The 13,471-nt window shown below is 41.1% G+C and carries 11 protein-coding genes and 2 tRNA genes; 3 read left to right on the plus strand and 10 right to left on the minus strand.

Annotation, left to right across the window (positions count from 1 at the left end):
* Positions 1 to 3: 3 nt before the first annotated feature.
* From G9Q97_RS23785 to G9Q97_RS23800, 4 genes are read right to left on the minus strand one after another with little or no spacing between them, the layout of a single operon-like run.
* A complete protein-coding gene (locus tag G9Q97_RS23785) occupies positions 4 to 795 on the minus strand; it encodes an amidohydrolase (RefSeq protein WP_166151625.1) in 792 nt (263 codons plus the stop codon).
* Between the two features lie 41 nt (positions 796 to 836).
* Positions 837 to 1,385, minus strand: a complete 549-nt coding sequence (gene def, locus G9Q97_RS23790; RefSeq protein WP_166151627.1) for a peptide deformylase — start codon at positions 1,383 to 1,385, stop codon at positions 837 to 839.
* The gene (gene ruvX, locus G9Q97_RS23795; protein ID WP_166151629.1) at positions 1,382 to 1,795 is read right to left on the minus strand and encodes a Holliday junction resolvase RuvX; all 414 of its coding nucleotides are present in this window, start codon (positions 1,793 to 1,795) and stop codon (positions 1,382 to 1,384) included. Before ruvX ends, def begins: the two co-directional genes overlap by 4 nt.
* Complete coding sequence (locus G9Q97_RS23800) at positions 1,795 to 2,553, minus strand: hemerythrin domain-containing protein (protein ID WP_166151631.1); 759 nt, start codon at positions 2,551 to 2,553, stop codon at positions 1,795 to 1,797. The genes ruvX and G9Q97_RS23800 overlap by 1 nt, the downstream gene beginning before the upstream one ends.
* A gap of 176 nt (positions 2,554 to 2,729) precedes the next feature.
* On the opposite strand from G9Q97_RS23800, the gene G9Q97_RS23805 reads away from it, so the two are divergent.
* Together G9Q97_RS23805 and G9Q97_RS23810 are read left to right on the plus strand one after the other, a co-directional pair.
* The gene (locus tag G9Q97_RS23805; RefSeq protein WP_166151633.1) at positions 2,730 to 4,361 is read left to right on the plus strand and encodes a S41 family peptidase; all 1,632 of its coding nucleotides are present in this window, start codon (positions 2,730 to 2,732) and stop codon (positions 4,359 to 4,361) included.
* A 96-nt stretch (positions 4,362 to 4,457) separates the two neighbouring features.
* Positions 4,458 to 4,910: a VOC family protein gene (locus G9Q97_RS23810; RefSeq protein ID WP_166151635.1), complete on the plus strand. Its 453-nt coding sequence runs from the start codon at positions 4,458 to 4,460 to the stop codon at positions 4,908 to 4,910.
* Between the two features lie 49 nt (positions 4,911 to 4,959).
* Here the strand turns inward: G9Q97_RS23810 and G9Q97_RS23815 are convergent, their stop codons facing one another.
* Positions 4,960 to 6,912 (minus strand): M1 family metallopeptidase, encoded by a 1,953-nt coding sequence (locus tag G9Q97_RS23815; RefSeq protein WP_166151637.1) that lies wholly within the window; start codon positions 6,910 to 6,912, stop codon positions 4,960 to 4,962.
* A 247-nt stretch (positions 6,913 to 7,159) separates the two neighbouring features.
* Between G9Q97_RS23815 and G9Q97_RS23820 the strand changes: the two genes are divergently transcribed.
* Positions 7,160 to 8,989, plus strand: coding sequence for a TonB-dependent receptor plug domain-containing protein (locus G9Q97_RS23820; protein ID WP_166151639.1), 1,830 nt, complete (start codon positions 7,160 to 7,162; stop codon positions 8,987 to 8,989).
* Between the two features lie 202 nt (positions 8,990 to 9,191).
* Here the strand turns inward: G9Q97_RS23820 and G9Q97_RS23825 are convergent, their stop codons facing one another.
* The 5 genes from G9Q97_RS23825 to G9Q97_RS23845 form a co-directional block, all read right to left on the minus strand.
* Positions 9,192 to 9,449 carry a hypothetical protein gene (locus G9Q97_RS23825; protein ID WP_166151641.1) on the minus strand — a complete coding sequence of 86 codons (258 nt, stop codon included), beginning with the start codon at positions 9,447 to 9,449 and terminating at the stop codon, positions 9,192 to 9,194.
* Positions 9,446 to 10,447, minus strand: coding sequence for a RhuM family protein (gene rhuM, locus G9Q97_RS23830; protein ID WP_246255849.1), 1,002 nt, complete (start codon positions 10,445 to 10,447; stop codon positions 9,446 to 9,448). The genes G9Q97_RS23825 and rhuM overlap by 4 nt, the downstream gene beginning before the upstream one ends.
* Before the next feature lie 681 nt (positions 10,448 to 11,128).
* Positions 11,129 to 11,203: transfer RNA gene (locus G9Q97_RS23835), tRNA-Val, on the minus strand.
* Between the two features lie 77 nt (positions 11,204 to 11,280).
* A tRNA-Val gene (locus G9Q97_RS23840) sits at positions 11,281 to 11,355 on the minus strand.
* A 253-nt stretch (positions 11,356 to 11,608) separates the two neighbouring features.
* Positions 11,609 to 13,090 (minus strand): Do family serine endopeptidase, encoded by a 1,482-nt coding sequence (locus G9Q97_RS23845; RefSeq protein ID WP_166151643.1) that lies wholly within the window; start codon positions 13,088 to 13,090, stop codon positions 11,609 to 11,611.
* Positions 13,091 to 13,471: the final 381 nt, after the last annotated feature.

Consider the following 13,471-nt stretch of genomic DNA (forward strand, 5'->3'; position numbering starts at 1 on the left):
AAATTATTTCAAACTAAAGCGGTCCGCATCTTTCCATGCAGGAAATTTTTCGCGGAATGCCATCAGAGCTGCTTTATCCAGGTTAACCTGTACTATGCCCTCTTTTTCACCTCCAGATGCCAGGCAATTTCCCTTAAAATCATAAGCTGCAGAATGACCGGAATATGCTACCCCATTACCATCTACTCCCACCCTGTTTACACCGATACTGTAAGACAAGTTTTCAACGGCTCTGGCCTGAAGCAAAATATCCCAGGCCTGCACTCTTGGTGCCGGCCAGGAGGCCACATAAAATATTAAGTCATAATCCATTTCTCCTTCCTCGGTTGAGCCATTACGGGACCAAACCGGAAACCTGAGATCATAACAAACCTGGGGTCTGATTTTCCAACCTTTGTAGGTGAAGGTTTGATTTTTTTGTCCCATGTCATAGTGATGGTCTTCATCTGCCATTCTAAAAAGGTGCCGTTTATCATAATAGGCAAGCTGCCCATCTGGTGTAGCCCAAAGCAGGCGGTTGAAGTGCTTCCCTCCTTCTTTGATCATTACACTTCCGGTAATTACCGTACCCAATTGCCCTGCCATCCGTTGCATCCATTTGGTGCTGTACAAATTCATGGGCTCGGCCTGGCTGAGGGTGTTCATGGAAAATCCCGTAGTAAACATTTCTGGAAGGACCATAATATCCACCTTTCCTTCCATGCCCCAAAGCTTTTCTTCAAACATGGCCAAATTTGCCGAAGTATTTTCCCAATGAAGATCAATCTGAAATAAAGCTAGTGAGAGATTTTCCAAAATAAAATTACTTTAATGGTTTAAAGGCACTTTGGTGCGGATCAGGGATACACCATCCGATAATCTGTTGGGACCTTACCTTTGCTTATATCCAGTAGCTTCCCTTTCACCATGCGTCTTTTAAGGCCTTTTAAATAATCAATGAAAAGTATCCCTTCCAAATGGTCATATTCATGCTGAATGACCCTGGCCGTCATGCCAGAAAACTCTTCTTCCCTGAGGTTCCAGTTTTCGTCAAAGTATTCTATGGTCAACTTTTCAGGACGGGTGATTTCTGCCCTGATTTCGGGTATACTCAGACAGCCCTCCTCAAAAACATATTTGTCACCATATTCATCGAGAATTATGGGGTTGATAAAAGCCTTTCTTACGCCTTTCTCCTCATCCTCCTCCTCAAGCATCAAACTGCTGTCTATGACAAACAGGCGGAGCCCTTTATTGATTTGAGGAGCAGCAAGGCCGACTCCATTGGCCTTACCCATGGTTTCAAACATGTCACTGATCAGGTTATTCATGTCTTCGCCTTCCTGAATTTCTGCTGCTTCTTTTTTTAAGATGTTATTGCCGTATGCAACTATAGGGTATATCATTTTCTTTCTAAATAAGTTTGTAAGATAATGGCCGCACTGATTTTATCCAGGTTGCCTGCCTTTTCCTTCCTGTCCTTCTTTTTGCTTCCCATACTGATCATGGACTGCATGGCCATCTTGGAAGTAAAGCGTTCATCTACCAGAGAAATGCTTTTTTCAGGAAAAAGCAGCTTTAATTTTTTTTCCAAAGCCAAAACAGGTCCGGTCATATGCGTGGTTTTACCATCAAGTGATTTTGGGTAACCAATTACTATCTCCGTCACATTTTCCTTGCTCTGGTAATTTTCAAGATATGCTAACAAATTATGGGTAGGGATAGTTTCCAGAGGGTTGGCCAGAATTCCCAGAGGGTCTGTGACGGCCAGACCGGTTCGTTTCGTCCCTAAATCTATGGCCATGATTCTGCCCATCAGTTATTCTTTATTTGAAGGGAAATTTTTCGTTTTACCTCCTTTTCCAATTCTATTGCTTTGGGGAATAACAGGTCATTTTCAATCTTGGCGTGAATAATAAGTTCTTTTTCAAGTTGCTGTAGTTCGTAAAAAAGTATCCTCATGGCAACCGGAGCCTCACCTGGTATTTTATAATCATCCGTAAGCTTTCTGATTCCTACCATTTCATCATCATGACCTTCATGTTCAGCGGCCATGTCACTAATAGGGGGCAAAGAAAAAACCTCAACAGATTGGAACAAAGGCAAAACTCCCCTATCAAAATCCTGTAACATGCTTACCCTATTGAATAGAGTATTTTCCTCTTCATGGATATGATGGATAAAATCATCGACAAAAAGGGGAAACATCAATCTAAGGTCGGTTATCAGATCTTTGTAGGCTGCCCCCAATTCAATCCCTTCCACTATACTTGACAGAAATGGCAGCGCTTGTCGGACAAAAAACCGGTGTTTTTTTTTCAAATAGCTCACCATCACTTCGATGGGATGCAGGTACAATTCGTCGGTAGTTGGTTCTCGTCTGTTTGCCCACTGTTCCAATTCTGTAATTACCTGAGCAGGATTAACTTTATATTGATGGCAAACTTCTTCAAGGGAATACTTTTCATACCGAAAAAAACTTATTCCAAAATAATGCAACACTTCTGCGAGCGTATAGTTTTCGCTCACGAGTTCTGCAATGGATTTTTTATGTTTGTTTTCTGAAGAAAGCATTGATACAAAAATAAAATAAAATACTTTAAAAAGGGGCACCTTTCAACACCGATTTTAAATTAAATACGTTTGTTTAAACGAAATGCCTTTAATACATGTTTAATTGTAAATCTGATATAAATTAATTAAATTAGAAGACTGCATTTCGATGTATTTTAATATTAAACAGGAATAACGTGAGTATAGAGAAAAATACCAAAGCACAAATCAGACTTCCCTTATTTCTCGCACTTGGAATTTCTGCGGGGATTTGGATAGGCGCTACTTTCGCCGAGCCCAAAACGGACAGAAACGACTTGAAATCCGCCATTTACAAGTTGCAGGAAATTATCACATACATCAACAGGGATTATGTAGACAGTGTGGATACCAATGAATTGGTAGAGTTCGGAATAGAAAAAATGCTGGGGAAACTAGATCCCCATTCCAGTTATATACCTGCTGAAGATGCTGCTTTGGCAAAATCACAGTTGGAGGGTGAATTTGACGGAATCGGCATTGAATTTGGGATTCTGAGAGACACCATCTACGTGGTTTCTCCTTTGACAGGCGGCCCCTCGGAGAAAGTGGGCCTGCTTCCCGGTGATCAGATTATTAAGGTAAACGGAGAAACTGTGGCCGGAACGGGAGTAACCAACAGGGACGTATTTGATCTCCTAAGAGGGCCAAAAGGCAGCGAGGTTAAAATAGGCATACAAAGAAAAAACGAGGAAGAGCTCTTAGATTTCAATATTGTCAGGGATAAGATACCTCAATACAGCGTCAATGCGTCTTACATGATTGATCAAGAAACGGGTTATATCAAAATAACCAGGTTTGCCGCTAATACCCATGAGGAGTTTAGGTCTGCTTTGCAAGAACTCAAAGAGAAAGGCATGGATCGTCTGATCCTGGATTTACAGGGCAACCCGGGAGGATATATGGGTGCTGCTATCAATATTGCAGATGAGATTCTGAAAGACAATGCCGTGATCGTCTCCCAGGAAGGTAAATTGAAAAGGTATAGTCAAAAAGCCAGAGCCGTGCGGCCAGGTTCATTCGAAGATGGCTCAATAATCGTCTTGGTTAATGAAGGCAGTGCATCGGCTTCTGAGATTGTGGCAGGGGCGGTACAGGATAACGACCGGGGCTTGATTGTAGGCCGCAGATCTTTTGGCAAAGGCCTGGTACAAATGCCCATCGACCTATCCGATGGAGCGGAGTTGAGACTAACCATTGCCAGGTATTTTACTCCCTCTGGCAGATCCATTCAAAAGCCTTACGGTGAAAGCGAAGAGGATTATGCCATGGATTATATAAACAGATTGGAACATGGTGAGTTTTTCAGTGCTGATAGCATTGATTTTAATGACAGCCTGAAATACGAAACAGTAAAGGGAAGAACGGTATATGGCGGAGGAGGCATCATGCCCGACTACTTCGTTCCTATGGATACCAGTATGACGAGTTCATATGTCAGCAGACTTTTTAGCTCAGAATCATGGAGAGAATTCATCTTGGACTATGTGGATGAAAACAAGAAAAAATTTGCTGACATGTCATTTGATGAATTTTACAATGATTATGAAATTTCGGACAAAATGCTTGACGAGTTGGTCAAAACAGGAGAAAAGTACGAAGTTAAATTTAATGAAAAAGACTTTAACAAGTCCAAAACCTATCTAAAAGTCCTTCTTAAGGCCCATATGGCCAGGAACCTTTACGATGACAACGCCTTTTACATGGTAATCAATGACATAAATGAGATTTACCAACAGGCCCTTAAACTTCTGGAAAGTGCGGAAGCACTGGCATTTTTCGAGGAGTAGTATGAAATTGAAATTTAAGAAAGGCCAGGAAATTATTTCCTGGCCTTTTTTTATTGATTAAATTTCCCAAAACATTCGAATGTAACGACAAAACCCATGAACCAAAAAATCACACTTACTTCATTAATCACCTTACTAGTATTAATTTCCATGAATGGATTCAGCCAAACCAAAATCAATCATTTCGCCGTTTATGCCAAGGACTTAAAAGAAAGCAGTCAATTCTATGAAAGTATCGTTGGATTAAAAACCATTGAGGAGCCTTTCAAAGATGGGTTGCATGCCTGGTATGACATAGGTCTCGGACTTTCCATGCATCTCATAGAAAGGGAAAAGCCCTGGAAAGAACCGCTGATTGACAAAACAAACCACCTTTGTTTCAGCGTAGCCGATCTGGATGCATTTATTGAAAAATTAGCTGCCAATAACATCCCTTTTGAAGATGCGGTGGACAACAAGGGAAAAATCAATATTCGACCAGATGGTGTAAAACAGATTTATATTCAGGATCCAAATGGATATTGGATAGAAATCAATGATGAGTATTAATTTTTGCTTGAAAAAATAAAGGTGGCCATATGGCCACCTTTTGTGCTGGTTATTCATAAATATTGCTGGGCCATTTGTCATTGGCAATATTGATATCCGGAAGGATTTTTTCCGGATCAATTTCAACTGCTGTTAAATCTTTATCCGAACGGTGTTGGTAATTCCAGCGGTCGCCCCTTTGCCAGATTTCAACGGGGAGCATGATCGTCTCACTGCTGCCATCATCGTACGTCAATTCAAGTTTCACAGGCATGGGAACTCCCCCTTTATTGGATAGTATAATAACCTGGTCATTGCCATAAGGCACCACATTTTCTATAGCCAAGTCAATGTTATCAGTGCCATAAAACCAGGATTTCCAAAACCAGGACAGGTTTTCACCTCCCACATTTTCCATGATATTGAAAAAATCATTGGGCTGGGGGTGTTTGTAGGCCCAGCCATTGATGTAAGCTTTAAATGCATTGTCAAAACGTTCTTGTCCAAGAATATACTCCCTGAGCATCAGCAAACCCATCGCAGGCTTCATGTAGGCAATCATACCGAGATTGGAAGTGTTGGCCACATCCGGATAGGTATCTATTCCTTCCCGGTCAGGATTGGTCAGCCAGCTGACATACCTGCGCGTCTGATCCAAATTGGATCCGTATTCACCATCATTAAAGGCTTCTGAACTATAATGGTTGATAAAGGTATTGAACCCTTCATCCATCCAGGCATACCGCCTTTCGTTTGTCCCTACAATCATAGGAAACCAATTGTGACCAAATTCATGGTCAGTGACTCCCCAAAGGGAACTTCCCTTGCTATTAAAGCTACAAAAATTCACTCCCGGATACTCCATCCCATTGATATCTGCAGCGACATTGACGGCTACAGGATATGGATATACATACCACTTATTGGAATAGTGTTCGATAGAAGCCTTGCTATACTCGGTAGATCTTCCCCAAGCCTCATTCCCATCGCTTTCCCTGGGGTAAACAGACTGTGCCATGGCTGTTTTTCCTCCTGGCAATCGGATCATGGCGGCATCCCAGATAAAGGCTTTGGAAGAAGCAAAGGCCACATCCCTGGCATTTTCGATTCTAAAGTGCCAGGTGATATTGCCATCCTGCTTTGGTCTGGTCAGTTCTGGTTGCAGCACCTCTCCAGGCTTAACCAAATAAACAGTACTGTCACTAATTGCTGCCATTTCCATTCTTTCCTGTAGACGGGTATTGAGCACTTCCTTAGGATTTTGAAGCGCACCGGAACCTACAACAATATGATCATAAGGAACCGTAACTTTATAATCAAAATCTCCATATTCCAAGTAAAACTCCCCTGCACCAAGATAAGGTTCAATATTCCAGCCTACCACATCATCGAAAACTGCTACCCTGGGATACCATTGGGCAAGGGCATAAACGGTGCCATCCTCAACATCAAGCCGGCCCATTCGGTCCATGCCTTTTTCAGGGATTTTAAACTCAAAATTCATACTGACTTTTGCCACTCCACCATTGGCCACAAGGGGTTCATCAAAAAACACCTGCATTCTGGTGTCATTGATGAGGTATTTGGTAGATGTCTTGCTGCCCCTTTTGTCCAGCTTTGCTGAAACCTGAGCAATGGAATAGCCCCCATCCCTATCTCCTGAATACCTGTTGCCCTGTATAGGAGTAGTAAGGGTCCCTCTTGAGTCGGATTTAAACCTATTCTGTTCCAGGTGTAGCCAGATGAAGGGCAAACTTTGGGGACTATTATTGGTATAGGTAATTTCTATTTGCCCCATAAGCGTATGCTCATTTTCATCCAGGGTCACCTCAATCTGATAATCGGCCTCGTTTTGCCAATATTCCGGACCTGGCAAACCGGATGCAGTCCGATAGGCATTGCCTTGTCTGTAGGTAAAATCATTGAAATCTTTTTGATTATTTTCTGTTTCCTGCGCTGAAAGCCAATTCGTTGAAAATAGCAGCAACAGTACCAACCATTTTCCTGTGAGTTTATATTTCATATCTTTCCTTTTTGCTAAAATAATAGATTTATTAAGGAAAAAAGAAATCCATGAAGAAGAATCATGCTTCCCACATAGCCCCTCACCCCATCTATCTTATCCATGAAAAAATTCGATGGCCATTTAAATTTGGTTTTTATTCCAATAGATCTTTATTTTTTTCATTATTTACTAAAAACACCATTGGTTTAAAAATTTGTAATTTTGGTTTTTTGGAGGGTAATTTGAATGACCTAACCAAATTATTATGACAAAATATTACTTAATTCCATCTCTTTTTTTGGCATTTTCTTCCCTGGTTTGCGCTCAGGATGACAGCACCTCTATTACCTTGGATCAGGTGATCATCAAAGAAAACCGAATGGAAATCCCCTTTTCAAAAAGCTCAAGAAACATCAATATCATCCACAAAAAGGCACTGGAAACCACCCCAGCAAGAAGCCTTCAGGAAATACTCTCCTTTACGCCCGGAGTGGATGTCCGCCAACGCGGCATAGGGGGAGTACAGGCAGATATTGGTATAAGAGGTGGATCATTCGAACAAACCCTCATGTTGGTCAATGGCATTAAGCTTTCCGACCCCCAAACCGGCCATCACATGGTAAATATCCCGGTTCCTCTCTCAGGAATCCAAAGGGTGGACATTCTGAAAGGGCCTGCCTCAAGGATCTATGGACAGAATGCTTATGCCGGCGCTATTAACATCATCACAGAATTACCCGAAACCTTCCAACTCCAGTCCGGATTATATGGTGGTGATTTTGGTATGAGAGGAGCTTCTTTTCAATTGAGTTTGCCCGTTGGGAAATACCGGCAAAGCCTGGCTGTGTCCCATGACGCCAGTGACGGGCATTGGTACAATTCTGATTATAAGGTCAATAATTTTTTTTATGAAGGAGGACTTTCACTAAACCAATTCCAGGAGTTGAAAACCATGTTGGCTTACGCAGACAGGGATTTTGGAGCGAATGGCTTCTACACCAGCGCTTTTCCTGACCAATGGGAAAGCATACAGACTACACTGGCCTCGCTAAGCCATACCTTCGAAAAAGGAAACAGTTATATCTTGTCTCGTGCCTATTGGAGAAGAAACCAGGATGAATTCAGACTGGTAAGAAATGACCCTGCTGTTTTTCAAAACATCCACCAGACCGATGTTTTTGCTTTGGAAATAAATGCCAGACAAGAAACCGGGATAGGAACCTTAGGAATGGGAATTGAGGGCCGGAAAGAAAGCATTGACAGCAACAATCTGGGATTGAGAAACAGGAACTTAATGGGAGCTTTTCTCGAACACCGACTTGAATTTTCAGAAAAAGGGGATGTCAGGGCCGGCATCTATTCCAACTACTACTCGGAGTATGGATGGAAACATTTTCCCGGTGCAGAGCTTGGGTATCAAATTAACTCCTGGATGCGTACCTATGCAAATTTTGGGGTAAGTTTTCGAATCCCCACCTACACTGACCTCTATTATGTAGGACCAACCAATATCGGAAATGATGCCCTTGAACCTGAAAAGGCCCGAAATTATGAAGGGGGTGTCAAAATATCCAAAAAAGGGTTTAACGCCGAATTGGTCTATTTCAACAGACATACCAATAACCTGATAGAGTGGACAAGGCCGGATGCGGACACAGCATGGCAGCCTCAAAATTTTAACGAGGTAGTATTTCAAGGAATAGAGGCGGGATTTCAATACCAATTTGAAGCGTCTCAGCATATGGTAAGGTTAGATGAAATTACCATGAGCTACAATTATATTGCAGCAGACCTTATCGAGAAGGAAGGACAAGAAACACAGTATTCATTAAATGCCTTAAAACATCAACTCATTGCAGGTATTCGGGCCGAATTCCGGGAAAACATAGAACTGACCGCCAAAAGCAGGTACATAGAACGGATGAAATTGGCACCCTATTTTTTACTGGACATCAGAATGGATGTCAACAGGCTAAAAAAAGTTGGCTTCTTTGCTGAAATATCAAACATGAGCAATACCGATTATATCGAGGCGGGGACGGTACAAATGCCCGGCAGATGGGCTAGAGGAGGGGTAAATTTTACACTGAAATAAATGCATTTTTATCCGAAGTAAAGAAAAGATACATGCTTCAAGTCCAAAAAATAATATGCCATAAAAAAGCTCGTCGAAAGACCTAATGTGGGAGTTGAGGGATCCGAACCTTATGATAACAATTTGAAAAAAAAATTTTAAATTTGAAAAGTAATTCTTTACAGAAGCTTTTTGGAAAACCTTCGAACGAACTCTTCATTTCTTAATAATAGTCTCCCGAAACACCGCAACCCAGTCTGGAGACGGTGAGAGTATTGCTTGCCGTGTCCCGGGAATTTAGCGGCACTCCGTTGTTAAACCACTGGTATTCGGATTTCGGACTGGTCCCCCGGTCTATGGCCGTCGTAAAGACCTGGGTCTGGCCGGACAGTTTGTTGGTTGTTTTGGTTGCGTCCACCAGGTCCTGAATCCCGTATGAGGTAGTATTGTCAATTAGATAATGAAATTGTTCTAGCGTCATATTTTATTTCGGTTTAGAACACTAATCACCAATTTCTTCACCGTGTCCATTTCCTCAGGTTTGCTTGATGCGATAAACAAAGTTAAGGTAGCCAATGCATCATTGCTGATAATTGAAATCCCTTCTCTATTATGCAATAGGTTATTTGACTGTAAAAAGAGAAGAAAACAAGCTGCGGCAATCCTTTTGTTGCCATCAACGAAACCATGGTTTTTTACAATTAGGTAAAGAAGCATGGCAGCTTTCTCTTCTAAGGTTGGGTAGAAGTCCTCTTCGCCAAAGCCTTTGCCGATTTGTGAAATGGCACTCTCAAAGCTTCCGTCCTTTTCTTTTCCAAAAACGCCCGACTCAAACTCGGACTTCATAGATGAGATTACATGTTGGTAATCCGATAGTTCGGGATAATTAGCCGTTCTCTTACTTAAACCTTTTGTATCTAGATTTTCATGATCGTAATCGTCCAGCAATTCCAGTCCTTTCGCAAAATGGTTCAGCCAATCCAGGTTTTGATTATTAGCTTTATGTTCTATTGCCCGGCTTAAGATCCTAATTCCGTCCTTAAGCGTTTGGACTTCCTGTTGCTTTTGTGCCAATCTTTTTTCATTGATGACGTAGCCCTGCACGAGGTAGTCTTTGAGTCGCTGGGTGGCCCATTGGCGAAATTGCGTGCCTTGTGCAGATTTGACCCGGTAGCCAACTGTAATAATTACATCAAGATTATAGTGGTCTACTTGGTAGGATTTTCCGTCTAATGCAGTTGTCGCAAAATTTGCGACAACTGCATCCTTTTCTAATTCACCATCATTGAAAACGTTATTGATATGTTTTCCTATAGTTTTTACATCTCTCCCGAAAAGGACAGCCATCTGATTTCTGTTTAGCCAAACAGACTCTTTCTCAACCAAAACTTCAATTTGAGTCTGGCCATCACTTCCTTGGTAGATTTCGATTTTACTTTCCATGATTTTTGAGTATTCCCTAAATGCTGCAATCTCCATGTTTTTCATCAATTTTGGGAGCTATTTCCAAATTTAACTAATTTGGCGCTGACTTGGAGGCTGTAAAACTAACACCTTAAACCTACTGGTTTCTATAACCTGTGGGTTAAAAAAATCCGAGTTGCGAGGATTTTTCTTTTCCCCTCTCCCTTACAAAGCCGTAGTTAAGGCGATGGGCGAGTCGGTGTTTGGTTGAAAAAAACCATTAGGTTTTGTCAGACAAACACACAACTTGCAAGGACTGCGCACAACGGATTTGTTGTTGTCCAAAACGGAATTTTCCGGTTTGTAGATTGAATTCAATGAACGGCTTTCGAATTGTAATTTAGTTGAATAATTATATTTTTATCTATATAAAAATAAATATAGGTATGAAAATATCTACCTATTGGGATAGAACACTTCCAGTGTGTATATTCTTATATGCGCATATTGGCATAAATTAGTAAAGGTTTATCCGCAGTAGGGTCTTTATGAAAAAGTATAGACTGGAATTATAAATTTAAACCGGAAGTTGATTGGTTAGTCTAAACTGAAAATTAAACTTATCCGAATTGGAGGAGTTTGCAAATTTGAGATTTCTAAATTTAAAAAACTTAAATTAAAAGCCCCATAATTAGCCTCACAGTTAAAAAAAGAACCCTAACCATCTAAAATATAGACAATTAGGATTCCATTCCGTGGGAGTTGAGGGATTCGAACCCCCGACCCTCTGCTTGTAAGGCAGATGCTCTGAACCAACTGAGCTAAACTCCCATGCTTCATTTCCTGAAACTTTCCGGCACTAACTCCCAAAAAAAAAGAAACATGGAATGATGCTCCATTCCAGAATGTGGGAGTTGAGGGATTCGAACCCCCGACCCTCTGCTTGTAAGGCAGATGCTCTGAACCAACTGAGCTAAACTCCCAAGCTTTCAAACCCAAGTAGAAAATGTACTTTGTAAACAGCACCTGTGAGAAATCTACTCAGAATCGGATTGCAAATGTAGTGTTAAATTTCAATGTTGCAAAAATTGATTTGATTTTTTTTATTTTATGGCAAATGTCACTGTCTTGAATAGAAATAAATCAATCTCAATGAAGGTCTTGGAACAAAAAAGGCTGCCCCTGATTAAGGAACAGCCTTTAACTATATAATGGTGAAATTGCCTAAGGTATCACTTATAAATCCAGATCATAGTAAGATCTTTGCCCATTGGGATAAACACCCAAAATAGTGACCTCTTCGCCCCGGTAACTATTTAAAGCCTCAATTACGTCCTCACCATTCAGGATTTTAGTCCTCCCTATTTTGGTGATGATAAAGCCTTCTTGTACACCAGATTCTTTCCAGGCCTCATTTTCAATAACAGAAATAGAAGCTCCACCTTCTAGTTCAAGTCTTTCCTTGATCGAGGCATTTAAATCCTCAAAAATGACCCCGTCAAACTCGGTTGTCTTAGGAATCTCCTTGATGACAACTTTGGTATCTCCGGAAACATTCTTCAATGTGGCCGTAGTCGTCATCTCCTTGCCATCCCTTAAAAACTTTACTTCCACCTTATCTCCAGGTCTTTTTCTTGCCACTCTTTCCTGAAGAGCTGAGGTAGAATAAGTATCAAAGCCATCTACGCCAATGATTATATCTCCTTTTTGCAAACCGGCTTCTTCTCCACCACTGCCTTCATTTACTTCTCTTATGTATACTCCCCGATTTGCATTTACTTTTTCTCCAACCATTTCTTCTAAATCCGCATTGACATCCATGATGACAACGCCCAGCAGTCCTCTTTGTACTGCTCCAAATTCCAGTAAGTCATCCATGACTTTCTTGACAATAGAACTGGGAACAGCGAATGAATAACCACTAAATCCTCCGGTTCTTGAGGCAATAGCGGTGTTGATACCGATAATTTCCCCGTTTAGGTTAACCAGGGGTCCTCCGGAATTGCCAGGATTTACCGCTGCATCAGTTTGGATAAATGATTCTACCTGTAGATTACTTTCATCTCTGAGAATACCTATATTTCTTGACTTTGCACTGATAATACCTGCGGTAACCGTAGAGGTCAACTCATAAGGATTGCCTACAGCAAGTACCCATTCCCCGATTTTCGCCTGGTCCGAATTTCCAAAAGGGATGAAATTTAAGTTATTCGCATCTATTTTGAGTAAAGCCAAATCTGTTGTGGGATCCGTGCCAATAACCCGGGCCGTAAACCTCCTGTTATCCTGAAGGGTTACATCTACTTTGGATGCATTTTCAATCACGTGATTGTTGGTTACGATATATCCATCTTCAGAAATAATCGCACCAGAACCAGAACTCCTTCCTTGTCTTGGGGGTGCTTCGCCTCTGGGGGAGCGAAAACCAAAGAACTCTTCCAGGGGATCCACGCCCCCTTCCCGGTTACCCATTGTAACCGTACTTCTTACATGGACTACTGCGGGAGTCACCTGCTCCGCTGAAGCCACGAAATTGATTCCTTCAGGAACCACAAAGCGATCATCGTTGAGCCAGTTAACAAAACTGGTATTCTGCTTCTCATCAAAATTCGAAGATGATTCCTGGTTGTTTTGCATTAAATTTACTCCTAATACAGCAACCATACCACCGATTAATGATGCAAGCACCATTCCAAGGAAAAACTGTTTTCTATTCATTGTATACCTTTCTTATTTAACTACTTGAATTACACGTTAAACTTCCCTTTATGTTGCTTCCAAAATGATGCCACCTGCCAACAAAGTATTGATTTTAACAGCATTTAACAATAAAAATCAATCTATTTAAGGCTTGCCTTTAATAAAACATGCTAACCTTATTGAATTAACCAATGAAAGCTATTTAAAGTTTGTCAATGTATAAAAATATCCGCCAAACAAGCAGGAATAATTTGTGCATAGGATAAATTTTAAACTAAATTTTATATAAATTGATAAGCAATTCTTCGGTTATTTGTAAATAAATCCAATGAAATCAATACTATTCAATCAGGGAAAAATCCGACTGTCAGTCTTATTATCACTCCCCTTCCCGAAAGG

This window comes from Cyclobacterium plantarum (assembly GCF_011290685.1).
GTDB lineage: Bacteria > Bacteroidota > Bacteroidia > Cytophagales > Cyclobacteriaceae > Cyclobacterium > Cyclobacterium plantarum.